The sequence below is a fragment of the Catenovulum agarivorans YM01 genome, from assembly GCF_000281085.1.
In the GTDB taxonomy this organism is placed as follows: Bacteria; Pseudomonadota; Gammaproteobacteria; order Enterobacterales; family Alteromonadaceae; genus Catenovulum; species Catenovulum agarivorans.
The window spans coordinates 42,215-67,341 of the sequence record NZ_JH767532.1; the positions used below are offsets into that span (position 1 = coordinate 42,215).

Annotated in this window: 23 protein-coding genes, 6 tRNA genes and 1 riboswitch; of the genes, 25 read left to right on the forward strand and 4 right to left on the reverse strand. The window is 38.7% G+C overall.

Annotation, left to right across the window (positions count from 1 at the left end; genetic code table 11):
• The first annotated feature begins 7 nt into the window (after nt 1–7).
• The 17 genes from WSC_RS0115000 (at nt 8) to WSC_RS0115080 (ending at nt 12,695) form a co-directional block, all read left to right on the forward strand.
• Nucleotides 8–799 (forward strand): sulfotransferase, encoded by a 792-nt coding sequence (locus tag WSC_RS0115000; protein WP_016956766.1) that lies wholly within the window; start codon nt 8–10, stop codon nt 797–799.
• Entirely contained in the window at nt 796–1,995 is a 1,200-nt protein-coding gene (locus tag WSC_RS0115005) for a UDP-N-acetylglucosamine 4,6-dehydratase (protein ID WP_016956767.1), read from the forward strand. The genes WSC_RS0115000 and WSC_RS0115005 overlap by 4 nt, the downstream gene beginning before the upstream one ends.
• 3 nt (nt 1,996–1,998) lie before the next feature.
• Nucleotides 1,999–3,150, forward strand: a complete 1,152-nt coding sequence (locus tag WSC_RS0115010) for a LegC family aminotransferase (protein WP_016956768.1) — start codon at nt 1,999–2,001, stop codon at nt 3,148–3,150.
• A complete protein-coding gene (locus tag WSC_RS0115015) occupies nt 3,147–3,731 on the forward strand; it encodes an acetyltransferase (protein WP_016956769.1) in 585 nt (194 codons plus the stop codon). The genes WSC_RS0115010 and WSC_RS0115015 overlap by 4 nt, the downstream gene beginning before the upstream one ends.
• Before the next feature lie 2 nt (nt 3,732–3,733).
• Nucleotides 3,734–4,849 (forward strand): nucleotidyltransferase family protein, encoded by a 1,116-nt coding sequence (locus WSC_RS0115020; protein ID WP_016956770.1) that lies wholly within the window; start codon nt 3,734–3,736, stop codon nt 4,847–4,849.
• A gap of 46 nt (nt 4,850–4,895) precedes the next feature.
• Nucleotides 4,896–6,056, forward strand: a complete 1,161-nt coding sequence (locus tag WSC_RS0115025; protein WP_016956771.1) for a glycosyltransferase family protein — start codon at nt 4,896–4,898, stop codon at nt 6,054–6,056.
• A gap of 62 nt (nt 6,057–6,118) precedes the next feature.
• The gene (locus WSC_RS0115030; protein WP_016956772.1) at nt 6,119–7,435 is read left to right on the forward strand and encodes a nucleotide sugar dehydrogenase; all 1,317 of its coding nucleotides are present in this window, start codon (nt 6,119–6,121) and stop codon (nt 7,433–7,435) included.
• Nucleotides 7,436–7,437: 2 nt separating this feature from the next.
• Nucleotides 7,438–8,241, forward strand: a complete 804-nt coding sequence (locus tag WSC_RS0115035; protein ID WP_040394777.1) for a hypothetical protein — start codon at nt 7,438–7,440, stop codon at nt 8,239–8,241.
• A gap of 92 nt (nt 8,242–8,333) precedes the next feature.
• Nucleotides 8,334–9,140: a flagellin N-terminal helical domain-containing protein gene (locus WSC_RS0115040; RefSeq protein ID WP_016956774.1), complete on the forward strand. Its 807-nt coding sequence runs from the start codon at nt 8,334–8,336 to the stop codon at nt 9,138–9,140.
• A gap of 341 nt (nt 9,141–9,481) precedes the next feature.
• Nucleotides 9,482–11,320: an excinuclease ABC subunit UvrC gene (gene uvrC, locus WSC_RS0115045; RefSeq protein WP_420170090.1), complete on the forward strand. Its 1,839-nt coding sequence runs from the start codon at nt 9,482–9,484 to the stop codon at nt 11,318–11,320.
• A gap of 79 nt (nt 11,321–11,399) precedes the next feature.
• A complete protein-coding gene (pgsA, locus tag WSC_RS0115050; RefSeq protein ID WP_016956776.1) occupies nt 11,400–11,948 on the forward strand; it encodes a CDP-diacylglycerol--glycerol-3-phosphate 3-phosphatidyltransferase in 549 nt (182 codons plus the stop codon).
• Between the two features lie 137 nt (nt 11,949–12,085).
• Nucleotides 12,086–12,161, forward strand: a tRNA-Gly gene (locus WSC_RS0115055).
• A gap of 7 nt (nt 12,162–12,168) precedes the next feature.
• Nucleotides 12,169–12,242, forward strand: a tRNA-Cys gene (locus WSC_RS0115060).
• Between the two features lie 30 nt (nt 12,243–12,272).
• A tRNA-Leu gene (locus tag WSC_RS0115065) sits at nt 12,273–12,359 on the forward strand.
• Between the two features lie 25 nt (nt 12,360–12,384).
• A tRNA-Gly gene (locus tag WSC_RS0115070) sits at nt 12,385–12,460 on the forward strand.
• A 30-nt stretch (nt 12,461–12,490) separates the two neighbouring features.
• A tRNA-Gly gene (locus WSC_RS0115075) sits at nt 12,491–12,566 on the forward strand.
• Nucleotides 12,567–12,608: 42 nt separating this feature from the next.
• Nucleotides 12,609–12,695, forward strand: a tRNA-Leu gene (locus WSC_RS0115080).
• Nucleotides 12,696–13,062: 367 nt separating this feature from the next.
• On the opposite strand, the gene WSC_RS0115085 is transcribed toward WSC_RS0115080, so the two are convergent.
• Nucleotides 13,063–13,272 (reverse strand): bacterioferritin-associated ferredoxin, encoded by a 210-nt coding sequence (locus tag WSC_RS0115085; RefSeq protein ID WP_016956777.1) that lies wholly within the window; start codon nt 13,270–13,272, stop codon nt 13,063–13,065.
• 206 nt (nt 13,273–13,478) lie between these two features.
• On the opposite strand from WSC_RS0115085, the gene WSC_RS0115090 reads away from it, so the two are divergent.
• Complete coding sequence (locus WSC_RS0115090; protein WP_016956778.1) at nt 13,479–14,084, forward strand: peroxiredoxin; 606 nt, start codon at nt 13,479–13,481, stop codon at nt 14,082–14,084.
• Nucleotides 14,085–14,605: 521 nt separating this feature from the next.
• Here WSC_RS0115090 and rnt read toward each other — a convergent pair.
• Entirely contained in the window at nt 14,606–15,247 is a 642-nt protein-coding gene (gene rnt / locus WSC_RS0115095; protein WP_016956779.1) for a ribonuclease T, read from the reverse strand.
• A gap of 168 nt (nt 15,248–15,415) precedes the next feature.
• Here rnt and WSC_RS0115100 point away from each other — a divergent pair, with 168 nt between their 5' ends.
• Nucleotides 15,416–16,297: a flagellar protein MotY gene (locus tag WSC_RS0115100; protein ID WP_016956780.1), complete on the forward strand. Its 882-nt coding sequence runs from the start codon at nt 15,416–15,418 to the stop codon at nt 16,295–16,297.
• 59 nt (nt 16,298–16,356) lie between these two features.
• Here WSC_RS0115100 and WSC_RS0115105 read toward each other — a convergent pair whose 3' ends face one another.
• The gene (locus WSC_RS0115105; RefSeq protein WP_016956781.1) at nt 16,357–16,800 is read right to left on the reverse strand and encodes a DUF3010 family protein; all 444 of its coding nucleotides are present in this window, start codon (nt 16,798–16,800) and stop codon (nt 16,357–16,359) included.
• A gap of 217 nt (nt 16,801–17,017) precedes the next feature.
• Here WSC_RS0115105 and gshA point away from each other — a divergent pair, with 217 nt between their 5' ends.
• From gshA to WSC_RS0115120, 3 genes are all read left to right on the forward strand, one after another.
• Nucleotides 17,018–18,577 carry a glutamate--cysteine ligase gene (gene gshA / locus WSC_RS0115110; RefSeq protein ID WP_016956782.1) on the forward strand — a complete coding sequence of 520 codons (1,560 nt, stop codon included), beginning with the start codon at nt 17,018–17,020 and terminating at the stop codon, nt 18,575–18,577.
• Between the two features lie 4 nt (nt 18,578–18,581).
• Complete coding sequence (locus WSC_RS0115115; protein ID WP_040394798.1) at nt 18,582–19,202, forward strand: transglycosylase SLT domain-containing protein; 621 nt, start codon at nt 18,582–18,584, stop codon at nt 19,200–19,202.
• A 282-nt stretch (nt 19,203–19,484) separates the two neighbouring features.
• On the forward strand, nt 19,485–19,865 hold the full coding sequence (locus tag WSC_RS0115120; protein WP_016956784.1) for a hypothetical protein: 381 nt from the start codon (nt 19,485–19,487) through the stop codon (nt 19,863–19,865).
• Nucleotides 19,866–19,881: 16 nt separating this feature from the next.
• On the opposite strand, the gene WSC_RS0115125 is transcribed toward WSC_RS0115120, so the two are convergent.
• Nucleotides 19,882–21,525, reverse strand: a complete 1,644-nt coding sequence (locus tag WSC_RS0115125) for a response regulator (RefSeq protein ID WP_016956785.1) — start codon at nt 21,523–21,525, stop codon at nt 19,882–19,884.
• Between the two features lie 187 nt (nt 21,526–21,712).
• A riboswitch (TPP riboswitch) is annotated at nt 21,713–21,811 on the forward strand.
• Nucleotides 21,812–21,873: 62 nt separating this feature from the next.
• On the opposite strand from WSC_RS0115125, the gene thiC reads away from it, so the two are divergent.
• From thiC to thiS, 3 genes are read left to right on the forward strand one after another with little or no spacing between them, the layout of a single operon-like run.
• Entirely contained in the window at nt 21,874–23,799 is a 1,926-nt protein-coding gene (gene thiC, locus WSC_RS0115130) for a phosphomethylpyrimidine synthase ThiC (protein WP_026016876.1), read from the forward strand.
• 32 nt (nt 23,800–23,831) lie between these two features.
• Nucleotides 23,832–24,938 (forward strand): glycine oxidase ThiO, encoded by a 1,107-nt coding sequence (gene thiO / locus WSC_RS23020; RefSeq protein WP_016956787.1) that lies wholly within the window; start codon nt 23,832–23,834, stop codon nt 24,936–24,938.
• Nucleotides 24,929–25,126, forward strand: a complete 198-nt coding sequence (gene thiS, locus WSC_RS0115140) for a sulfur carrier protein ThiS (protein WP_016956788.1) — start codon at nt 24,929–24,931, stop codon at nt 25,124–25,126. Before thiO ends, thiS begins: the two co-directional genes overlap by 10 nt.
• Nucleotide 25,127: the final 1 nt, after the last annotated feature.

Here is a 25,127-nt window from a genome sequence, read left to right on the forward strand (position 1 = left end):
AGGCGTAGTGGTAAATTATCTGAATTCGGTAAATTTTACGATTATTGTGAGTACAGGTAGAACCGGGACTGAATTTCTGGCTCATGCTCTTCCTCAAATCTACCCTTGTATTCACGCTGAACATGAACCTTATCCAGATGGTTTTGTTTTAGGTACTCAATACCATAGAGAAAACTATTCTAATGAAAGAGTGATTGAGCAATATTTGAAAATGCGAAAGCCCGTGCTGGAGAGGCTCGAACAAAGTAATAAAACAATATACGTTGAATCGAACAACAACTTGGTAATGTTTTTACCAGCGTTAATTGAGTTTTTTCCTAGACTTAAAGTTATACATGTTGAACGGTCTCCTTTGAGTTATATTCGCTCAGCAATTAGCAATGTTCAACAGTCTAGGTATACCTTATTTTCGGACACTGATCCTAGAGCTAGGTTAAACGCTAAAGATTTTCCGGATGATCCTGAATTCCACACATGGGAAGAGTTTAGTCAGTTTGAGAAACTTTGTTGGCATTGGAAAAAATACAATCAGTTAATAGAATCAAGTATTAAACAACCGTTGAATTATCTAAAAATATCACATCAGAAATTGTTTGAAAGTGATACCTTAAATGAATTCAACAAATTCTCGAAGTTTATTGATCCAACACTTGCGACTTCTAGCGATAAGATTCTAAGTTGTTTTTCAAATCCTAGAAATCAAGTTAAGGAGTATTCGATTGGTTCGTTTGAAGACTGGGGAACAACTAAAATTCGAGCATTCGAGCGGATAATTGGACCTATTAAGGATTACCTATGAATACATCTTTACTTTCGTTAATAGGTCGAAACACGGGCCTTTTTGAATTCGATCTAGAGAAAAATTCTAATAAATTACTTGAGATTGTTTCTGAAAGTTCATTCTTGGTTTTAGGTGGGGCAGGGACTATTGGTCAAGCCGTGACTAAAGAGATTTTTAAAAGATCACCCAAAAAATTACATGTTGTTGATATTAGCGAAAATAACATGGTTGAGCTCGTTCGAGATATAAGAAGCTCATTCGGCTATATTGAAGGTGAATTTAGGACACTTATTTTAGATATTGGTTCACTTGAATTTGATCGGTTCATCGAATTTGACGGTCAATATGATTATGTCTTGAATCTATCTGCAATGAAACATGTTCGAAGTGAACGAGACCCATATACATTGATGAGAATGCTAAATACCAACGTTCTCAATACACAAACGTCGTTGTTAAAACTTAAAGATAGGGGCACAAAAAAATACTTTTGTGTCTCAACTGATAAAGCTGCTAATCCAGTAAACTTGATGGGTGCAACAAAGCGCTTAATGGAGAAAGTTGTTGGGAGTTATAGCAAAGAAATTGATATATCCATGGCTCGATTTGCAAATGTTGCCTTTTCAGATGGTTCTCTCTTATATGGATTTGAGAAACGTCTTTCCAAGAGGCAACCTATAGCAGCGCCTAGAGACATCAAACGATATTTTATGACCTCAGAAGAGTCTGGCGTACTATGCCTAATGTCCTGTCTATTAGGTTATAGCGGAGACATTTTTTTTCCAAAATTAGATGAAAAAACCAATCTTATTACCTTCGCTGATATTGCTAAAAAATATTTGAAGTCTATGGGGTTAGAACCTTTCGAGTGTGAAAATGAGTTAGAAGCGAGAGCTTTCTTTCTAAAGACACCCAGAGCTGATTCTTCGAAATGGCCCTGCGTATTTTCCGATTCAGACACTACAGGTGAAAAACCATTCGAGGAATTTTTTGTAGACGGGGAAAGTGTTGACTTGGAGAGATATTTAGAAATTGGTGTGGTTGTAAATTCGCTAAGGAGCGATGAATTTTCTGTCACAGAGTTTGAACTAGACTACCATGAACTACGAAAGCAGAAGCGTTGGTCAAAACGATCAATTGTGGAGTTTGTTTGTAAGCATGTTCCAGAGTTTAGCCATTTAGAACTCGATAAATATTTAGATCAAAAAATGTAATATATGAAAACACTAGATGTGGTCAAATTTATACAAGATTATTACCAAACAAATTCGGTAATACCTTTGCATGCTCCATATTTTAATCAAACAGATAAAGATCTTATAAGCGACACAATTGACTCGACTTTTGTCTCTACAGTTGGTCGTTATGTTGATTTGTTCGAGCAAAAATTGGAGTCATTTACAGGCAGTAACAGGTGTATTGCTACCGTGAATGGCACATCTGCGTTACATGTTGCGTTAAGCTTATCTGGTGTAGGAAACGGTGACTTTGTAATAACACAAGCTCTCAGTTTTGTAGCGACAGCAAATGCTATTAAATACTGCGGTGCTAGCCCTATATTTATTGATGTTGATACTGAAACGCTTGGTCTTTCGCCGTCGTCACTCGAAACATATTTGTCTGAAAATGCACAATTGACAGAAGATGGAGCCTGTATTCATGTTAAAACTAAACGCAGAATCAGTGCTATTGTACCTATGCATACGCTTGGACACCCTTGCGATATGGATGAACTATGTAGGGTTGCGAATGACTGGAATTTACCCGTTGTGGAGGATGCTGCTGAATCATTAGGTTCTACCTATAAAAGTAAGCATTGTGGAACAATAGCATCTTTGGGAGCGACCAGTTTTAATGGTAATAAAATTATTACAACTGGTGGCGGTGGGGCAATATTCGCTCAAGATTCGACATTAGCTGATAGGGCAAAGCACTTAACTACAACTGCCAAAGTGGCACATGCCTTTGAAATGTATCATGATGAGTTGGGTTACAATTATAGGATGCCCAATTTAAACGCGGCTTTAGGATGTGCTCAGATTGATAGGTTGCCAGAATATCTAAATGATAAGAGAAGGTTAGCAAACTTATATCGAAATTTATTTGAAGATAGTGAATATCAATTTATTGTGGAACCGCAAAATTGCAAGTCAAACTACTGGTTAAATGCTATACGTTGTCCTGATGTTGACAGCAAACAAAACCTAATAGAACAATGTATTAAAGCCCAAATTTTAGTCAGACCTCTATGGCAATTATTACATACACTTCCACATTTAAGAGATTGTGAAATAGGTAATTTGAGCAATTCAGTTGAAGCCTATAACACAATAGTTTGTCTACCTAGCTCGATTAAGTCAGCGCTATGATTAAACTCGTATTACTTGGAGGCGGAGGACATTGCCATTCTGTTATAGATGTTATTCAGCTTACAAGGCAATATGAAATTCTGGGTATATTGGATTCTAGATTGCCTAAAGGGCACTCAGTGTTTGGGCATGAAGTGCTGGGTGGAGATGAACTAATCAAACACTACCTCAACAAGGATGTCCTCTTTGTAAACGCTATTGGCCAAATTGGTGTTACTGAAAGCCGAATTAAGCTTTTTCGAGTTGTTAAACAAAGTGGTGGGACATTTGCAACGATTGTTTCCCCTAGAGCTTATGTGGGCATTAACGTCAGAGTTGGAGAGGGGACTATTGTTATGCATGATAGTTTAATCAATGCAAATTCCATTGTGGGAACAAACTGTATAATAAATTCAAAATCTCTTATAGAACATGATTGTTTAGTGGGTGACAATTGTCATATTTCAACTGGCGCCATTTTAAATGGAGGTGTTGAAGTTGGTGACAACTGTTTTATTGGAAGCGGAAGCGTGTGTGTGCAGAGCGCTAAAATACCAAAAAACTCTTTTATTAAAGCACAATCCTTATATAAAGGGGCTTAGTTATGAGTTCAAAAATTATCTTAGACCATGAGCTATTTATCAGTGAAAAACAAACGTTATTGTTTGCACTTAAGCTTATGGACAAATTGGGCAGAAAGTTATTAATTGTCGTTGATCAGAATGCTAAATATCTAACTTTGCTTTCAATTGGTGACGTGCAACGAGCAATTATCAGTGATGTCGATTTAAATTCATCAATTGAAAGTACAGTTTTAGAGAGTAAGTTAGTAGCAAGTCACGTAGATTCCATTCAGAAAATCAAGAAAATGATGGTTAAAATTCGTTGTGAATTTATGCCAGTAATTGATTCTGAAGCTAATGTTGTAAAAATTTATTTCTGGACAGACTTGTTTGGTAAATTACAGCTCCCTGTAACAAATAGCCGTGTTGATGCCCCTGTAGTTTTAATGGCTGGAGGTCAGGGTACTAGACTTAAACCAATCTCTAATGTTTTACCCAAGCCACTTATACCAGTGGGTGACAAAACTATCATTGAATCTATTATGTCTCAATTTAGTGATATCGGGTGCAAGCATTTTTATGTATCGGTTAATTATAAAAAAGATCTAATAGAGCATTTTTTGAACCAGTTGGTTACACCATCCATTAATATTAGATATGTTTATGAAGAAAAGCCATTAGGAACAGCTGGTGCATTGGCATTTCTAAAAGACGAAATTAACCAAACTTTCTTTTTGTCAAATTGTGATATTTTACTTCAGCAAGATTTAAGTCAACTATATGATTTTCATAAAAGCAATAATAACGAGATTACTTTAGTATCAGCTTTAAAACATCATAGGTTGTCTTATGGCACAATCACAACTAAAGAAGATGGGTTGTTAGATTCACTTAATGAAAAGCCTGAACTCACGTTTAAAATTAACGCCGGTGTATACGTATTAGAACCTCACTTGTTGAAAGAGATCCCTAATAATACCTTTTATCATATTACAGACCTGATCAATACCGTTAAGGAGCGTGGAGGGAGAGTTGGCGTATTCCCTGTTAGTGAAAAGTCATGGTTTGATATTGGCGAGTGGCCTGAATATATTAAAACCGTCAGACATTTTAATGGAGACGAAAATTTTTTAGGTCTAGAACTTCCACATGACTAGCACAACCACAAAATAAAGTTAGATGTTATTGCTATGATTAATAATTATGTCCAATTGTAAAAAGCTACTTATTGTTGGTAACCCCAACGCAGAACTCACAAAGGAATTAGTCAAAGCATACCGAAAGAAGCTCCCTAGTCTTCAAATTGACTGTTTTGCTTTACGTCCTCTTGAATCGAACCAAGAGAATGTTTTTGATAAAATTTATAACAATAGTATGTTCGAATGGTGGACTCGCAATTTTAAGACTAGAGCGAGAATTGGCTGGCTACTGGGTGTTTTATTAAACTTAATTCCTAACATTATTCAGCATACTCGTTTCAGCCGCTACGACGTTGTTCAAGTTCAATATGTTTCTCTTTTACACCAATATGCAATGCGTTTTTATCGGATGATTGGTAAAAAAATTTGGATTGTTTTTTGGGGGACAGATTTATTCAGGTGCAACCGATTCGACATACTAGGCACAATAGTTAAAGGTGCAGATCAAATTAATTGCCACACTCCTGAGTTAAAACAAACATTGTTGGAAAATTTACCAAACGCCAGTTTAAGTAAAAAAAATTGGACTCAATGTTTTTTTGGTTTAACACCACTAGAGTTAATTTCTGAATTTAAAGAGAAGCAATATTCAAAACTCGAGTTGTTTAATGTTTTACATATCGCACCAACAGATAAAAAGATTATTGCGCTAGGATATAATGCCTCTTCTGCTCAACAACACTTAAAAGTCATAGAGAATTTGTCAGATGACGTTTTTAGCAACGCTCAAATATGGTTACCGATGACTTATGGCAATTCAAGTGAATACATACGGAAAGTAGAAAAAGCGCTAATTGATAAAAATGCAGACTATGTAATTATTCAAGAGTTCATGACCAATGAGCAAGTTGCTGCACTGCGAATGTTGACGGATATATTAATTCAAGTCCAAGTTTCAGACTCATTTTCAGGTTCAATGCAAGAACACTTGTATTGCGGCTGTTTAGTGATCACGGGGTCATGGCTTCCATATTCTACCTTGATAGAACGAGGTATTTTAATGTTAAAGGTCGACCAAATTTCTGAGATCGGTGGTGTGATAACGAGAGCGATGAGCAATTTTGATGAACTTTATGAAAATTTACAGATAAATCCAGACATAATCGAGTCCATTAGTAAATGGGACAACGTTATTGATAATTGGGTACAAGCAACGATTAAGTAATTAGCTATAAAGGATAAATTTATTTATCCGATATCAAATTAAGTCCTGTAATTGGAAATGGTATGAATAAAACTCCCGGCACATTAGGCAAGTTGGCAAATAAGCAAGCGACCATAGGTATTATTGGACTTGGCTATGTAGGTTTACCCTTAGCTATGCAGTTTTCAAGGGTAGGTTTCAAAGTAGTTGGTTTTGATATAGATAAAACCAAAGTGGAGAAGCTATCTGTTGGAGAATGTTACATTCAAACAGTATCGAAAGCAGACATATTGGCTGGACTTGCAAACGGTTTTATTGCAACTTCAGATATGTCGATAGTAAGTGAATGTGATGCGATTGTTTTATGCTTACCAACACCACTAAACAAATATAAAGAACCAGACCTTAAATATGTAACGGATACTTTGGATCAGATTGTTCAGTATTTTGTTCCTGGGCAAGTTTTATCCTTTGAAAGTACTACTTACCCAGGCACAACTGATGAAGTTATCGTACCAAGAATTGAATCTGCTGGATTGATCGTTGGTGAAAATTTTTATGTGGTTTATTCTCCTGAACGAGAAGACCCAGGTAATCAAAAATATAGCACACATAGCATACCAAAAGTCATAGCTGGTGTTACCGAGGAGTGCTTACAAGTTGGATTAGCTCTTTATAAGCACCCAATAGAAACTCTCGTACCAGTTACGTCTGTCAAAGTAGCTGAAATGACCAAGTTATTAGAAAATATTCACAGAGCTGTGAACATCGGACTCGTTAATGAAATGAAGATCGTTTGCGACAAGATGGGAATTAATATTTTTGAGGTCATCCGTGCCGCAGCGACTAAACCATTTGGCTTTACACCGTATTATCCTGGACCAGGGATCGGTGGACATTGTATACCGGTCGACCCTTTCTATCTCACATGGAAAGCCAAAGAGTTTGATATTGAAACTCGCTTTATTGAACTTTCTGGTATGGTTAATTCAGGTATGCCTGCATGGGTCGTAACTAAAATAACTGACGCATTAAACAACAATAAGAAAGCAGTCAATGGTAGCTCAATTCTAGTTTTAGGTGTTGCGTATAAGAAGAATGTTGACGACACCCGAGAATCACCATCGCTTAAAATTATAGAGTTATTGCAAAATAAAGGTGCTTACGTGGATTATTCAGATCCTCACGTTCCAACTATGCCTAAACTCCGAAAATATTCATTTGATATGAATTCAACAAACCTTACCGCCGATGTTATTTCCACATACGATGCAGTGGTGCTGGTGACGGAGCATGATGGTTTCGACTATGAGATGATTTTATCGCATGCTCAACTTATCGTGGACACAAGAGGCCACTTCCTTCATCGAGAAACAAATAACAAAGTGGTATGGGCCTAACTATGTTGGAGTGGTCTCAAGTAGATGCAACCTTTATTATTTCGACAGGGCGAACTGGGACCCGTTTTTTAGCAGATAAACTATCTAAATATGCTAACCATGCATTAGTCCATCATGAACCTCAACCTAATTTGCAAAAAGAGGCATTTGAGTATTATTCTCAGGGGAAAGTTGATTCCGATTATTGCGCATTATTTAAGATGAACCGGCTTAATGTGTTAGATGAGCTTCGTTCATTAGGGCGAAGTACTTATATTGAATCTAATGGTGGCATTACATTTATGTTGCCGCATATTTGTTCATTGTTTAAGAGTTGCAATGTCGTACACATTGTTCGTGACCCGAGAACTTGGATACCATCAGCATATAGCCGTACGCAAATCCGAGATGGGAAATCTGAGTTGAAATATTTGCGTGATAGCTCTTGGGTTGTGTCACCACAAAATTTAGAAAACGATCCTTATCGCGATAGATGGCAAAATATGAATTTGATAGAACGCTTGAGTTGGATTTGGGAATTTAAAAACCGTTACGTATTGGACAAGGTAGCCTCAAATTGCGAGACGTTGATGCTGAGGTACGAAGACGTATTTGAAGCACTGGACTGTGACAGTAAGAAAAAAATTTTAGAGGTCTGTCAGGTAGATTTACAAGTACTGTCTAATGAGAAAATACTCGAAGATTTTAACGATAAAATCAATCAAACCTCAAAATTCGAATTAGATAACTATTTGAACTGGGCGAAAGAAGATGTTTTAAAGTGTGATGCAATCGTAACACAACTTAGAAATAGATTTTATTCATAGCTAGTTGTTTATTAATCTTGCCCTTCCCACCAATATGCTATACTGTACAAATATTATCCACTTGATGTTTAAGTTGTACAAAGGATACGGTCATGGCGATTAACAATGTCTCTTCAGGTTCAAACAGTTTCTTTTTGGATCAAATCCAGCGTAAGCAAGATGATAATTTAGAGAAACTAGCCTCGGGTAAAAAAGTAAATAAAGCGGCTGATGCAGCTGCGGCTCAACAGATTATTGAGCGTTTATCTTCTGAATCAAATGCTTATCAGCAGTCTATTCGTAATGCTTACGATGGTATTTCGTTGTCACAAGTTGCAGATGGTGCATTACAGGGCATTAATGATGATGCGCAGCGCATTCGTGAATTAACTCAGCAGGCGGGTAGTGGCATTTTAACTGACGCTGATCGCAAAGCCATTCAGTCTGAAATTTCCGGTTTACAGCAAAATATTCAAGACACTATTAACAACACCGAGTTTAACGGTAAGTCTTTGTTCACTGAAGACAGTGAATTTTCATTCCAAGTAGGCTCTGGTGCAGGGCAATCGCGCTCGGTAAATACCACAGATTTATCATCACAGTTGAATGATGTATTTAATATTGATGTGACTGTTGCTGGTGGAGTCGATTCAGCGTTGCAAACACTGGATGATGCAATTGGCACTATTGGTGAGCAGCGTGGTGACTTAGGTGCTACCCAAAATGCCTTTCAATCGTCTATCAATAACTTATCGACGACTAACGAGAATGTCCAAGCTGCGCGTAGCCGTTTGCAAGATACGGATTTTGCGCAAGCAACAGCTGATAAAGCAGCCAACGATATTTTATCGCAAAGCACTAGCGCAGTTGCAGTGCAAGCTCGTCAAAGCCAGCAGTCGGTTTTAAGTCTGTTAAGTTAGCTCAGTTTAGAGAGCTAGGTTTAGCGAGTTAGTTTTTTAGCTACTACTGATAGTCTAAAGTTTTTGTTAAGATGGCGGTGTACTTAAATTAAGTACACCGCCATTTTGTTTGTATTTAACCTGAACTCTGGATAACAAATTAGCTAATATTTTGTAATTCATAACAAAGTTTATTTATAAGTATTCTAGGGAGATAGTTATTCTTAGAGCAAGGCGAATTTGCGTACGTAATAGCTGGCTATTACTAGCGAATTCAACGCAGCTGTAAGGATAAATAGCCCCTAGAAAGCAAGTTGTTATCCAGAGTTCAGGTTATTTAAAGTTCAGGTTTAGTTGTAACTATTTGCATGACTTCTTTATTTGATTCCACCGCATTTTTAAAAAATTTAACTAATCAGCCTGGGGTTTATCGTATGTATAACGATAATCAGCAGGTTATTTATGTTGGTAAAGCTAAAGATTTAAAAAAACGCGTTAGTTCGTATTTTCGTGCTAATCAAACTAGCCAAAAAACCATAGCCTTGGTTAGGCAAATTGCCAATATTGAAGTCACTGTTACACATACTGAAACTGAAGCGCTGATTTTAGAAAATAATCTAATTAAGCAGTATTTGCCCAAATACAATATTTTACTGCGTGATGATAAAAGTTATCCGTATATCTTTTTATCTGGGCATAAACATCCGCGTTTGGCTTTTCATCGTGGGCCAAAAAAAGAAAAGGGCCAATATTTTGGGCCTTATCCATCCGGTGGGGCAGTGCGTGAGAGTTTGCGTATTATGCAAAAAGTTTTTCCGGTGCGCCAATGTGAAGATACTTATTACCAAGCGCGCAGTCGTCCTTGTTTGCAGCACCAGTTAAAGCGGTGTTTAGCACCTTGTGTTGAAGGTTATGTTGAAGATATTGATTACACCCAGCAAGTTAATTTAGTTAAGTTGTTTTTGCAGGGGCGGAATCAAGAGGTGGTGACTCAGCTAGTGGAAAAAATGGATGTCGCCAGCCAAAATTTAGCCTTTGAGCAAGCAGCTATGTATCGAGACCAATTAACTGCGCTTAAAAAGGTTAGAGAAACTCAATCTGTTAGTGGTGACCATGATTCATTAGATATTTTAGGTTTTGCTAGTCAACATGGAGTTGTATGTATTCACTTACTGGTTGTGCGCGACGGCAAAGTACTTGGCAGTAAAAGTTATTATCCTAAAACGCCAAAAAACTCTGAAAATGAAGAGATTTTAACCTCGTTTGTTGCTCAGTATTATTTAAATCAAACATCTGAACGAACGCCAGCTAAAGAGTTGTTGATCCCATTTAAGTTAACTGAGCAAGTGGGTTTACAGCACGCCATCGAACAATTACATGAAACTAAAGTTGAATTAAAAGTGCCAACGCGCGGCGAACGTTTACGTTATTTAAAGCTTGCGCAAACCAATGCTGAAAATGCGGTTTCAACTAAGTTGAGTGAGTCTTTATCTATGCAGCGTAGGTTTGAAGCTTTGGATATGTTATTGGAATTACCTGAGCCCATTCAGCGTATGGAATGTTTTGATATCAGCCATACTATGGGGCAGCAAACGGTTGCTTCCTGCGTGGTGTTTAACCGCAGTGGGCCGATGAAAACGGATTATCGCAAATACAATATCACGGGTATTACCCCTGGGGATGATTATGCCGCTATGGCGCAGGTGCTGTCGCGTAGGTACAAATCACCTCAACCTGAAGATAAAATACCGGACATTATTTTTATTGACGGTGGTAAAGGCCAGCTTGCACAAGCAGAAAATTATTTTGTCGATTGGCCACAAAAAATGCCCTTGTTAATTGGTGTTGCTAAAGGCACAAGCAGAAAACCCGGGCTAGAAACGTTAATTTTGGCTGGTAGTCATCAAATACTGAATGTTGAATCGCATTCACCAGCGCTGCATTTGATTCAGCATATTCGCGATGAATCGCATAGGTTTGCAATTACTGGTCACAGAGCAAGGCGGCAAAAAGTTAAAACAACCTCGTCTTTGGAAGGAATCGCTGGTGTAGGGCCGAAAAAACGTCAGAATTTACTTAAATATCTGGGTGGTATGCAAGAGGTTAAAAACGCTAGTATTGACGATATCGCAAAAGTACCGGGTTTCAGCTTGCAGCTAGCTGAAACGGTTTTTTACCATTTGCATGAGAAAAGCGACTAACAAAAGCCTACAATTAATGCGACAATAACTAAAACGTTTAAATATTAACTTTAATTAACTTTGCGTGAAGTATTAACGAATGTGGAACATACCCAATATTCTGACTGTTTTTAGAATAGTTTTAATTCCTTTTTTTGTACTGTGTTTTTATTTACCTGTGGCTTGGGGTCATTTATTGGCTGCGTTTTTATTTGCAGTTGCAGGATTCACAGATTGGTTGGACGGATATTTAGCTCGGCGTTGGCAACAAAGTACCCCTTTTGGCGCTTTTTTAGATCCAGTAGCTGACAAGTTAATGGTTGCCACTGCGTTAGGCTTAATTGTAGAGCATTACAGCGTGTTTTGGATAACTTTACCTGCAGTAGTTATGGTTGGTAGAGAAATCTTGATATCGGCGCTGAGAGAGTGGATGGCAGAAGTTGGCAAACGTGCGCACGTACAAGTGTCGAATATCGGTAAATTTAAAACTTTTGCGCAAATGGCGGCAATTGTTGGTTTATTAATTTTTCAAACTGGCTCTTTGTTTTACGTTTCGGTCGCACTTTTATATATAGCTGTCATCTTAACTTTCTGGTCTATGATGGTGTATTTACGTGCCGCTTGGCCAAGTTTAACGCAAATCCATTAAAAATTGACCACATTCGCTTGTTTATTGAGCGGTTAGAAAAAAGATTTAAATAAACAGTTGACTCGTTCCTAATACTTTGTAAAATGCGCCTCGTTTTCGGGAGTTATGAAAGAAACATGACATAACTTCAGTGAGACGCGGCTGTAGCTCAGTTGGTAGAGCACAACCTTGCCAAGGTTGGGGTCACGAGTTCGAGTCTCGTTAGCCGCTCCAAAAGTGCGGCGGGTTGGCAGAGTGGCCATGCAGCGGATTGCAAATCCGTCTACCTCGGTTCGACTCCGGGACCCGCCTCCATTAAACGAAAACATGTTAGATAAAGTGTCTGCCCGGGTGGTGGAATTGGTAGACACAAGGGATTTAAAATCCCTCGCTGGTAACAGCGTGCCGGTTCAAGTCCGGCCCCGGGCACCAATTTTATTTGCACTTTATTATGAGTGCGGCTGTAGCTCAGTTGGTAGAGCACAACCTTGCCAAGGTTGGGGTCACGAGTTCGAGTCTCGTTAGCCGCTCCAAAATTTGTTAGTTTTACATTGTTTTATTATGCGGCTGTAGCTCAGTTGGTAGAGCACAACCTTGCCAAGGTTGGGGTCACGAGTTCGAGTCTCGTTAGCCGCTCCAAAATCTTGATTATATAAACTTTAGTTTATGTAATTCGTGTCTGCCCGGGTGGTGGAATTGGTAGACACAAGGGATTTAAAATCCCTCGCTGGTAACAGCGTGCCGGTTCAAGTCCGGCCCCGGGCACCATTCTTCTTGTTAAGAATGCTTCAAAATATACTTCTTATTACCTTTTAATACGACTGACTTCTTAAGTCATCCTATCTATCTCAAAAATGATTTTACTATTTATCCCGAGTTCAGGTTATTTATCTCTAGATCGCTGACTCGTTTGTCATTACTGCCGCATGCGGATAGTTATTCATCTATTAAGGTGTTTTTATCCATCTTTATGTCTGGCTATTAGTAGCAAAAATAATACAGAGGGATGGGTGTGCTGAGCAATTTTTATTACGCGCAGTTGAGGTTGTTTAAACCGTAAAACAGAATAACCTGTTTATTTTGTGGGGGAGGGTAGGGAATAGTGTGTGTAAGTGGTTGTTATTTTTGGCTGAGGTTATGCAAAAGCAGCAATCAATAAATCGTTGTCTTCAATTTTGTGTTTTGGTTGTGCTTCACGCAAAATGTTGATCGCTTGTTTACGACATTTGCCACAATCATTTGCGATATCCATTTGTTTGCGTAGTTCAACTAAACTGCTACAGCCTTTTTCTGCTGCTGCAATTATGTCTTTATCAGTGATGCCATTACATAAACAAACGAACATATAGAATATCCTCTACAAAATATAGCTATATTATAAATGAGAAATATTCGTATTAGCAACTATGTTTTTAGATCTTTTCATAAAAAATAGTTGAGTTCTGCCCTTGGTTTTTATTCATTCGCCTATATACTCATTTCCAGTTATCGAATAATCATATTTATTCGCGATGTATATTCACGTTCACAATAATATAAATGGAGAATGTTATGTCTGTATTAGTAGGCCGTCCGGCTCCTGATTTCACAGCTGCAGCAGTTTTAGGTAATGGCGAAATCGTTGATAGCTTTACTTTAAGCGAAGCAATCAAAGGTAAAAAAGCAGTTATCTTTTTTTATCCTTTAGACTTCACTTTCGTATGTCCTTCAGAGTTAATCGCTTTCGACAAGCGTTTCGCTGAATTCCAAAAACGTGGTGTTGAAGTTATCGGTGTTTCTATCGATTCTCAATTCTCTCACAACGCATGGCGTAACACTCCAGTTAACCAAGGTGGTATTGGTGAAGTTCAATACACTTTAGTTGCTGACGTTAAACATGAAATCTGTCAAGCATACGACGTTGAGCATCCAGAAGCTGGTGTTGCTTTCCGTGGTTCTTTCTTAATTGACGAAGAAGGTAACGTACGTCACCAAGTAGTTAATGACTTACCATTAGGTCGTAACGTTGACGAAATGTTACGTATGGTTGATGCTTTAGCATTCCACCAAGAGCACGGTGAAGTTTGTCCTGCTGGTTGGAATCAAGGTGACAAAGGTATGGACGCTAGCCCTTCAGGTGTTGCTTCTTACCTTTCTGAGAACGCTGACAAGCTATAATCGAATTTCAATAATTTGATTTATCAAAAGCCGGTTTATACCGGCTTTTTGCGTTTTTGGGGGAGTGCAACAAAGCCCATTCTCAGCATAATTTTCTAAAATCGCTGTAAACCCACTCCCTGGGCGCTCCCAAACGTCATCCAAGACGTTTGAAGTTTTAGAAAATTAGCATGTGAATAGGCTTTTATCTGGCACATTTATCGTAGACGAATATTCAGCGAAGGTGTTGTTATAAAGGCAAATTTACAACCATAAGAAAAAGCGTTAGAGCAATGACTTAGAGCAAAATTTCTTTTTCATGGGCGAATCAGAACCGAAGCACCGCTTCGCAGTCTGATGAGGTGGAGCCAAGGAGGGCGACAGGGCCAGCCCTTCATGGATGAATAGTCGGCTCAAGATTGGTTTGATTCCAGAACAGCGGTTTTGCGAAAGTTATGCTCTAGCGATTTTGAGCATGTTACACTGAAATTGCAGTAAACCTCGTAACACGTAACTCTCATGCAATTATACCGCGTGAATTTCTACTTCTCAGAAGCAGCTTCTTCAGGCTCTTGCCAGCCACCTAAACTTTTCCACTTATTCACCATATAACAAAAAAGCTCAGCGGTTTTTTGTGTATCGTACAAGGCAGAATGCGCTTCTTTATTATCAAACTCAATACCCGCAGCTTTACAGGCTTTCACCAACACAGTTTGCCCTAAAGTTAAACCGGCTAAACTTGTGGTATCAAAAGATACAAAAGGATGTAACGGGCTACGTTTAATATTCGCACGGGCAATTGCAGCATTGACAAAACCCATATCAAAAGCCGAATTATGTGCAACCATAACTGAACGTTGGCAATTGTAGTGTTTCTGACGTTTGCGAATTTGTTTAAAGATCTCTTGCAGCGCAGCTCTTTCATCCACAGCAGCTCTGAGTGGATTACTCGGGTCTATACCATTGAACTCTAAAGCTGACTGCTCAAGCACCGAACCTTCAAACGGCTCAATATTAAACTGAATGGTTTCACCGCAATAAAACTCACCATCCTCATTCATCTCGGTTAGAGTTGCAGCAATTTCTAATAAGGCGTTTTTCTGTGGATCAAAACCAGCAGTTTCAACGTCAATAACAACAGGGTAATACCCACGAAATCTATTTTTTAGCTGTGCATGTGGCATAAAATAAAAACAGGTGCCAATATGGAAAAATTGCTGAGCATTATGCCAGAATTAACTTAGTTGCTCACCCGTTGTATAAAAGTAATTTGGTCTAAAACTTGCTAAATCATAAATAATTGTCTGTTTGTCTATGATCAAGTCAAAGTTTTGTCGCTGGAGAAAGGTTAAATGTTAGGTAAAATTGCTCAATTAGCCGCTATTGTGAGCCTTGGATATGCCGGGCAGGTTTTAGCCGATGTACGGCATTATCAAGCCTCAATTGCCGATTCTAAATGGGTAAACCAACAAAATGCACGACTCAGTTGCAGTTTAGAGCACCCAATTCCGCGTTATGGCAAAGTGGTCTTTTCTAGCGTTGCAAGCCGCGCCACGAATATGACAGTTAATTTAGACATGTTAAAAACACCACATGGTTACGACATGGCCAAAGTATTGTCAGTACCACCCACACATAGAGCCGGTGTACCGAGCCGTGAAATTATTGATATGCAGCTGTTGCAACAATTTGATGGTGAGTTAATTGATAAACCAGCTTGGACTATGTTATCTGAACTAGAAAAAGGCATGTCACCAACCTTTTATTACAAAGACTGGTATAGCGATTTTGATCATATAACTGTTGCTATTAGCTCAGCCAATTTCCACAACGCCTATGAAAGTTTTTTAACCTGTATGGATAACTTACTGCCATTTAACTTCGATGATATCAGTTTAACTGTATTAACTTATCAAAGTAATAAAGCTGAATTGACCAAAAATTCGAAAAAACGTTTAGCCATGATAGCTGAATATTTAAAGCAGGATGCTCAGCTAGATTTAGTTTTACTCGATGGTTTTAGTGATAGTTATGGTGGCCGTTGGCACAACGAACAACTTGCCAAACAAAGAGCTGAAAATATTCGTAACTTTTTTACTGAAGCTGGGGTAGATGCAAAACGAATAGAAGTTGATAGTTACGGCGAGCGACGCCACATTGCAACCAATCAGAATGTATTGGGCCGGGCAAAAAACCGTCGTGTGGTTATTCGTATGGAACGTGAAATTCAGTAATACTTCAATGAGCATTAGCCATCATTTAATCGCTAATGCTCCTAGATATACCCTAGAGGTTACTCTTCAATTTTGAAGTGCTTTTTCATTGAAAAGCTATAGGCTGTAACAAAAGCACTTTGTTGGAAACCTTTTAAGCCTGTTTCTTTAAAGTCTACTGGAATAGGGTTGCGTTTAATCACAGCTTTTTCTGTTTGTGGGCTTTGAATTTCAACCGTTACATTTTCCAATAGTTGAATCGCGGCTTCTAGTTTAAAACCTAATGCACTGCCAGCAAACTTGCCTTTCATTGGTCTTTCTTTAATCACTACATGTTCTACTTTGTAGTCATGCATTAATTTGCCAAAAGTAAATTGGAAATCAGCTAAACCTTCAGCTGAACTGGCATCAGTTAAAACTACTTTTTGCGCTCGGCAGTTTGGAATATCAAATACATCACCATCCATAGTTAACAAACAAATAATGGCTTCGTTTGACTTAATTTCTACACCACAAACTTTCACTTAGCTACTCCAACACTTGTAAATATACACAAAAGATAAACAGACCCTAGTTTACTGTAATTTTGTCCTCATATATACGGTCTAACTAGCAACAAGACTAAACTTAAATCAATTTTGTTGCTGAGTAGCAAAACTATTGGGTTTATACTCAAGTCGCTTGGGTATAACTAACTTTTCGGGTATTTTGTTTACCATCTTTTTTATTGAGGAAAATTGCGTGAATTTAGCTGATTCGATTGAACTATTTTTTCAACAACATGGTGTGCAGTATGCCAATAGTTTAAATAGAGGTATCGAAAAAGAAGCATTACGCATTACGCCCACAGGACGCTTGTCGACACAACCTCATCCAGCGCCTTTAGGCGCAGCTTTAACTAACCCGTACATAACAACTGACTATGCAGAAAGTTTGTTAGAATTTATCACGCCTGTTGAGAACAATGCGCAAACCAGCATAGATCAATTAATCGATTTGCATAAATTTGCTTACAGCCACCAAGGTGATGAACTGTTATGGCCTATGAGCATGCCGTGTTTTGTTGGTTGTGAAGCAGATATTCAAATTGCCCAATACGGCAGCTCGAATATAGGTAAAATGAAAACCCTCTATCGTGAAGGTCTAAAACATAGATATGGCAGTTATATGCAGGTGATATCTGGTGTGCATTTTAACTTTTCATTTCCTGATAGTTTTTGGCAAGAGTTGGCTCAGTCGGAAGGGCAAAATTTAACGCAAGATTATATTTCGGCTAAATATCTGGCTGTGCTGAGAAATATCAAACGTCATTTGTGGATTTTAGCTTATTTATTTGGTGCTTCTCCTGCATTATGTGGTTCATTCTTAAAAGGTAAAAAGTCTAATTATCCGTTTAAAACAGTTGGCAAAGGCACCTCGTATTTACCCTATGCGACGGCTTTACGTTTAAGTGATTTGGGATATACCAATAAAGCGCAAGCGGCTTTAAGTATTCGCTACAATAATTTGGCTGAGTATATTCACGGACTTAAACAAGCGATAAAAATGCCATCAGCGGATTTTGCCCACATCAAAGCAGGTGAACAGGGTGAATATCAGCAGTTGAACAAAAACGTTTTGCAAATCGAAAATGAATATTACTCACCTGTTCGTCCAAAACGTGTCGCCAACAGTGGTGAAAAACCAACGGATGCTTTGTTACGCGGTGGGGTTCAGTATATTGAGCTGCGAGCTTTGGATATTGACCCTTTTTCTCCTGCCGGTGTTAATATTGAACAAATCAGATTCTTAGATCTATTTTTAACTTGGTGTGTGCTCAGTGAATCGCCAGAAATTCACAGCTGTAGTGAATTTTTAAATGCAGCTAATTTGCAGCAAACATTATTATATGGACGTAAGCCTGGGGTATTGTTAGATAAATCAGGCGAAAAAATTGCGTTAACTGATTGGGCCGAGCAAATAATGATAGAGCTTAGCCAACTGGCGAGCTACTTTGATGGTGCTGACTCGAATGATTATCAAAATGCGTTAAATACTCAAAGAGAAAAACTATTAAACCCTGAGTTAACCCCTTCCGGAAAAATTGTTGCTGCGTTAACAGGCAATGGTTGGGATAATGCGACTTTAGGGTTAAATATTGCTGCTGAGTTTAAACAAGCAGCGCTTGAGCGTGATTATGTGCAGTTTAGCCAAGAATATTTGCAGCAAACCAGTCAACAAAGTGTGGTTAAACAACAAGCTATAGAGCAAACACCACAAGCTGAGTTTGCCGATTTTTTAAATGATTATTTTGCAAAATAGTAATATGCTGAAATTCAAATTATATATGGGACTGTTGATTGCTAGCGCAACGCTTGCGGGCTGTGCAACGTCACCGCCACAGAAGCCAGATGATTTATGTGAAATCTTTTATGAGCATAGAGACTGGTACGATGCGGCAGCTGATGCTAGAGATAAGTGGGGTGTGCCAATTCATATTCCAATGGCAATGATGTACCAAGAAAGTTCTTTTAAATCAGATGCTCAGCCACCAATGGAGTATTTTTTAGGTTTTATTCCGATTGGTCGTGCCAGTAGCGCCTATGGTTATTCACAAGCTAAAACAATGACTTGGGATGACTATAAACGTGAAACAGGCAATGGTTGGGCCGACAGAGACGACTTTGAAGATGCGATAGATTTTATGGGTTGGTTTATTTATAAAACGCATAAAATTAACGGCGTTTCAAAATGGGATGCGAACAAACAATATTTGAACTACCACGAAGGTTGGGGTGGTTATCGCAAAAAAACTTATAGTAAAAAGAAATGGTTACAAAATGTAGCACTTAAAGTACAGCGTCGTGCAGAAACTTATGGTGCGCAATTAAAACGCTGTGAAGAAGACTTACAAAGTGGCTGGTTGTGGCGACTGTTTTTTGGCTAGAACACCCGTCTTATGGTCAGTTGTTCCGATTTTGTGTGAATAAGTAATTTTTTAATTAATAAATTGTTATATGTTATTTCTTTTTGTTAGCAAAGCAACTTAGGCTTGTTTTGCTAACTGCATGATTCTACTTTAAACCTGTAATTACTTAAATAACAAGACTTTTGGTCAGTTACTCCTCGCAAATATTTCATTTCTGCAATCTATTTTCATTCAACTAGGCTTAAGTCAAAAGGGCATGGCCCTTTTACTTTTTTTGATAAAAGCAGTTGAGGGTTTTGTATGCAAGTTACGCAGCAAGCAGCGACTAAACCGTACACTTCAAGGAATTGGCAAATTAAAACGATAGATGGATTGTGTTTAATCGCGGAGCAAGGTCAGTTGAAGCTGACTGGACAAACCAATGCGGCAAATGCAATGTGGAAGTTTAGAGCTGGCCATGACATAGGTTTGTATCAAATTTATAATGCAGTGAGTGGTGAAGTACTGATAGACAGTATTAACGGTGGTCATGATGAATGGGCTGTTGAACCTTGTTATCAAGGCTATTGTCATTTAGTTAGCCCAGGCGGTTTATTCAGACATTTTGAACGCTGTAATGACAGTGTGCAAGGTGTTGCAACTTTCAAATTTATTGAATACGAAAAATGGTATTTAACCTGAATTCAGGTTACCAAACCTAATCTTTCATGTGTGCCTCTTGTGCTTGGGCACTACGCTCAAGCAATTTTTCATAACGAGTTTGTTGTTCATTCGGCAGTTGCTGTGCAGAAATAATGCTAATTGCATTGTTATACAAAGCTAATTGCGCTTCAGTGAGTTGTGTTCGAAACTTTTGATCAACCAAAGCTTGTAACATATTTAATGCAATACGGACATTTTTTGGCATCAGCCTAAGTGCATCAGCAAAAGCTTGGATAGCCGCTGGATACTGTTTTTTTCCATATAGTTGCACTGCAATATTATTCAGCTGCCTTGGCGTAAATGGAATATCGGTTTTTTCACTTTTTTCTTGGTTTAAATAAGTGGTTAATACTTTGTCACTAATTGAGTTGTCCGGTGTATGGTGCTGATGAATATGCTCCAAAATATTCAAAGCTTGGTCTTGAAAACCGAGTTCGTGAAAAGCTTTGGCTTTATCAATATAATCTTCTAAGTTACCACTGTCTTCGTGTTCTAATACGCCTGCGACCAATTGTTTTGCTTTGCTTTCTTCATCTTTTAAATAATGGATACGCGCTTGCACAATAGATATTTTGTCTTTGTTTTCAACCGAAGAAGGGAATTGATCTTTCATTGCTTCTAGACATTTTTCCGACTGACGTACAATTACAGCTGACTCTTGTTCAGGTAGGGTTAGCGCATAATCAATGCCCGCACGTGCAACGGTTAGATATAAATCAGGTGTTTCATGAAACGAACGTTTAGCATATTTGAGCATGGCTTTAGCTGCATCGTATTGGCCTGAATGGTCGTGTACTAATCGAGCAAGCTGTACAACGTTTTTATGTCTGTCTATGTTGCGTGGTGACAATTCGCTGGCGTTTTGCAATTTTTGGTACGCAAGCTCAAACTCATCATGTTTTATGTAGTACTGGCCGAGCAAATCTAATGCGGCTAAACGCGTAGAAGGTTTAGCAACTAATTTTTCCAAAATGTTAATCGCTGCATCTTCTTTGTTTAAACCTAAATAAGCTTTGGCCAAACCGACCATAGCCCAAGTAAATTTTTGTAAGGTGATTATTTCGTAGTAAAACTGTGCTGCTTGCTGATATTTTTCTGAAGCAAGCAATGCGTCACCTTTCATACGCATCAATAACGGATACAGATTGGCCGCTTTAGGGTCCATTAATAACGACTCAACTTGCTCCAATACTTCAATGTAATCTTGTTTATCAATTGCCCAATAAACTTTAGCCAGTTTATGTTTACGGGTTAATACACGGCGTAGGCGGTCACTTAATTCTTTAGCAGTAAAAGGTTTTGCAAGAAAGTCATCCGGTTGCAGTTCAACCACACTATTAACCAAGGCTGCATCTGTTTCAGCACTGGTAAAAATAAAGGCTGTGGTAAGTTTAATTGCGCCTTTGGCTTTTAATTCTTCAAATAGCTGATAACCGTCTTTGTCACGGCTTAAATTAAATGAACATATAATTAGGTTAAACTGGCTTTCGTCCGCTAAACGCAAAGCATGTTTAGCGCTTTCCGCAACCATAATTTTGTCGAAGCCGAGTTTTTCTAACGACTGTTTTAAGAAAACTTGCGCTAAAGCTTGATCGTCAATAATCAGAACATTGGCGTTTTTAATCAGTTCAGGGTTCATTTTTTTCCGTGTGTTATCGATATGCCTGCTGACAAAAGCTTTGGCTCGATGAATGAATTGATTATTGATTTAATGCATAAAAATTACAAGTGATTAGCCATATTACTGGTCTGCTATGTTGATTATATAAAAATATTCTGTTGATTAAGCTTTTAAATTATTCCGTAAACTATATACTTTGTCGTGATTTTACTTGTCGGAGTGCCTTAGGGCTGAGATCGCAATAGCGGGATCCGTCGAACCTGATCTGGTTTATACCAGCGTAGGGAACAAGATACGTTTCAGTATAATGTCTTGTCGATAGCCACACTCCGTCTTTAATTTACTTTAATGATTAAAGGCAAATATATGTCACAACCAAACCGCAGAGAAAAACGCGCACAAGCGCAAGCGTTTATCAGTAGCTTATCTGGTCAACCATTCCCTAATTCACAAAAGATTTATGTTGAAGGTAGCGATCCTTCTATCCGTGTACCTATGCGTCAAATCAGTGTTTCTGACACTTTTGCTGGCGGTACTAAGGAAGATCCTATTTTTGAAAAAAATGAGCCGGTTAATGTTTATGATACTTCTGGTCCATATACAGATCCTGAAGTTGTTATTGATGTTCACAAAGGTTTGCCGCGTATTCGTGAGCAGTGGATTGATGCGCGTAACGATACCGAAGCATTAGACTCGGTAACTTCTCACTATAGCCAAAAACGTTTAGCTGATGATGGTTTAGATCACATTCGTTTTGACCATTTACCAAAAGTTCGCCGCGCTAAAGCCGGTAAAAATGTTTCGCAAATGCATTATGCTCGCCAAGGTATTATTACTCCTGAAATGGAATATATTGCCATTCGTGAGAATATGAAACGTGCGGAAGTTAAAGAGCAAATTTTATTGCAACAGCACAAAGGCCAAGCTTGGGGCGCTAAATTACCAGACGAAATAACGCCTGAGTTTGTTCGCAAAGAAGTTGCTGAAGGTCGTGCAATTATTCCGGCAAACATTAATCACCCAGAAATCGAACCTATGATCATTGGTCGCAACTTCTTGGTTAAAGTAAATGCTAACATTGGTAACTCTGCTGTTACTTCGTCAATTGAAGAAGAAGTAGAAAAACTAGTATGGTCAACGCGTTGGGGCGGCGATACAGTAATGGATTTATCAACTGGTCGTTATATTCACGAAACGCGTGAATGGATTATCCGTAACTCGCCAGTACCAATTGGCACAGTACCAATTTACCAAGCTTTAGAAAAAGTAAATGGTGTTGCTGAAGATTTAACTTGGGAAGTTTTCCGCGATACTCTAATCGAGCAAGCAGAGCAGGGGGTTGACTATTTCACTATCCATGCGGGTGTATTGTTGCGTTATGTACCTATGACAGCCAAACGTTTGACCGGTATTGTTTCGCGTGGTGGTTCTATCATGGCGAAATGGTGTTTAGCACATCACCAAGAAAACTTCTTGTACACGCATTTTGAAGAGATTTGTGAAATTATGAAACAGTACGATGTTTCATTCTCTTTAGGTGATGGTTTACGCCCAGGTTCAATTGCGGATGCCAATGACGAAGCACAATTTAGTGAATTACGCACTTTAGGTGAGTTAACTAAAATTGCTTGGAAACACGATGTACAGGTTATGATTGAAGGCCCTGGCCATGTTCCTATGCATATGATCCACGAAAACATGACTGAGCAATTAAAACACTGTCATGAGGCTCCTTTCTATACCTTAGGCCCATTAACCACAGATATCGCACCTGGTTACGACCACTTTACTTCTGGTATAGGTGCGGCACAAATTGGTTGGTATGGCTGTGCTATGTTGTGTTATGTAACACCAAAAGAGCATTTAGGTTTACCAAACAAAGAAGACGTTAAAGAAGGTTTAATTACCTACAAAATCGCCGCGCATGCAGCAGACTTAGCTAAAGGTCATCCAGGTGCACAAATTCGCGATAATGCATTATCAAAAGCGCGTTTTGAATTCCGTTGGATTGATCAATTTAACCTTGGTTTAGATCCTGAGCGTGCTCGTGAATTCCACGATGAGACCTTGCCACAAGAATCAGGTAAAGTTGCGCACTTTTGCTCTATGTGTGGTCCTAAATTCTGTTCAATGAAAATTACTCAAGAAGTACGTGACTACGCTGCAGGTTTAGAAGCGCAAGAAGCTGAAGCTCAGGCGATTGAAATTCAGCCAGCTGACGTTAATTCAGGTATGGCTGAAAAGTCGAAAGAGTTCCGTGAAAAAGGCTCTGAGATTTATCATAAAGCTTAATTTATTGCTTCTAAATTTAGGTAGTTAGCAGGATGAATATAGCCGTTGTAGGCGGTGGTTTACTTGGGCGTTTATTGGCTTGGCAATTGAGTTTGCCAAGCCGAACTAACGGTCAGTTAAATCAAGTCAGCTTGTTTGAAAAGGGTGATGAATCCGGTAAAAGCAGCGCGGGTTACATAGCTGCGGCTATGGTTGCACCTGTTGCAGAGTCGGTCATTTCTGGTGCTTTAGTTAGCAGTTTAGGCGAGCGCTCGTTGCAGTTGTGGCCGCAGTTATTAAAGCAGTTACCGCAAGCTGTTTTTTATCAACAAAATGGCAGCCTGATTGTTGCGCACGCGCAAGACAAAGGGGATTTGCTCAGTTTTAACCAAAGGTTAAAGTTGTATGATCAACCTACTACTGATTCTGATGTTAATAACGGCAAAGTGCAGTGGTTATCTGGCGAGCAAATTGCTGAAGTAGAACCGCAGTTAGCAGGACGGTTTCATCAAGGGGTGTATTTACCCACAGAAGCGCAAATTGATAACCGTGGTTTATATCAAGCGCTGAATCAGGCGCTGAGAGACAATAAAGTCGCTTTGCACTGGCTCAATCAAGTTGAAGTGGCACCAAATCAAGTTGTGTTGGCAGACAAAAAACTAAATTTCGATTTAGTTATTGATTGCCGAGGTATGGGGGCAAACGTAGACATTAAAACTTTACGTGGTGTACGCGGTGAAGTTGCACGGGTATATGCGCCTGAAGTTAAATTGCAAAGACCCGTACGCTTAATGCACCCAAGATACCCTATTTACATTGTGCCTAAACCGAATAGCCAGTATGTAATTGGCGCAACTGAAATTGAGTCGCAGTCAGATAAACCACCAACTGTGCGCTCTGCACTGGAATTATTGTCTGCCGCATACAGTGTACATCCGGGATTTGCCGAAGCAGAAATTTTAGAAATTGAAAGTGGTTTGCGACCAACCCTGTTTGATAATGAGCCAAAAATCTTTAATCAAGCAGGTTTAATGCGAATTAATGGTTTATATCGTCACGGCTTTTTATTGGCTCCAGCTATTATGGAACAAGCTTTGGCTGTGTTAGATGAAAATTCGCATACTCAGATAAACCCACAGGTATTGTCACTATGCAATTAAAAATAAATGGCCAAACGGTCGAAGTTACCGAAACAAAATCTTTGTTAGATGTAGTTAAAGAGTTTGGTGCATCAGCCCCTTTTGCATTGGCTGTAAATGGCCAATTTGTGCCAAAAAGCCAGCACGAAAGCTGGAATTTAGCTGAGCAAGATTCAATTGAAATTTTGTCACCAGTGCAAGGTGGTTAAT

Coding starts and splice junctions, on each gene's coding strand:
- thiS (WP_016956788.1), top strand. CDS start 24,929: ATGCAATTAAAAATAAATGGCCAAACGGTCGAAGTTACCGAAACAAAA.
- WSC_RS0115015 (WP_016956769.1), top strand. CDS start 3,147: ATGATTAAACTCGTATTACTTGGAGGCGGAGGACATTGCCATTCTGTT.
- pgsA (WP_016956776.1), top strand. CDS start 11,400: ATGTGGAACATACCCAATATTCTGACTGTTTTTAGAATAGTTTTAATT.
- WSC_RS0115120 (WP_016956784.1), top strand. CDS start 19,485: ATGCAAGTTACGCAGCAAGCAGCGACTAAACCGTACACTTCAAGGAAT.
- WSC_RS0115010 (WP_016956768.1), top strand. CDS start 1,999: ATGAAAACACTAGATGTGGTCAAATTTATACAAGATTATTACCAAACA.
- WSC_RS0115090 (WP_016956778.1), top strand. CDS start 13,479: ATGTCTGTATTAGTAGGCCGTCCGGCTCCTGATTTCACAGCTGCAGCA.
- WSC_RS0115115 (WP_040394798.1), top strand. CDS start 18,582: ATGCTGAAATTCAAATTATATATGGGACTGTTGATTGCTAGCGCAACG.
- WSC_RS0115125 (WP_016956785.1), bottom strand. CDS start 21,525: ATGAACCCTGAACTGATTAAAAACGCCAATGTTCTGATTATTGACGAT.
- thiO (WP_016956787.1), top strand. CDS start 23,832: ATGAATATAGCCGTTGTAGGCGGTGGTTTACTTGGGCGTTTATTGGCT.
- thiC (WP_026016876.1), top strand. CDS start 21,874: ATGTCACAACCAAACCGCAGAGAAAAACGCGCACAAGCGCAAGCGTTT.
- WSC_RS0115030 (WP_016956772.1), top strand. CDS start 6,119: ATGAATAAAACTCCCGGCACATTAGGCAAGTTGGCAAATAAGCAAGCG.
- WSC_RS0115005 (WP_016956767.1), top strand. CDS start 796: ATGAATACATCTTTACTTTCGTTAATAGGTCGAAACACGGGCCTTTTT.
- WSC_RS0115035 (WP_040394777.1), top strand. CDS start 7,438: ATGTTGGAGTGGTCTCAAGTAGATGCAACCTTTATTATTTCGACAGGG.
- WSC_RS0115100 (WP_016956780.1), top strand. CDS start 15,416: ATGTTAGGTAAAATTGCTCAATTAGCCGCTATTGTGAGCCTTGGATAT.
- WSC_RS0115025 (WP_016956771.1), top strand. CDS start 4,896: ATGTCCAATTGTAAAAAGCTACTTATTGTTGGTAACCCCAACGCAGAA.
- WSC_RS0115020 (WP_016956770.1), top strand. CDS start 3,734: ATGAGTTCAAAAATTATCTTAGACCATGAGCTATTTATCAGTGAAAAA.
- WSC_RS0115040 (WP_016956774.1), top strand. CDS start 8,334: ATGGCGATTAACAATGTCTCTTCAGGTTCAAACAGTTTCTTTTTGGAT.
- WSC_RS0115085 (WP_016956777.1), bottom strand. CDS start 13,272: ATGTTCGTTTGTTTATGTAATGGCATCACTGATAAAGACATAATTGCA.
- rnt (WP_016956779.1), bottom strand. CDS start 15,247: ATGCCACATGCACAGCTAAAAAATAGATTTCGTGGGTATTACCCTGTT.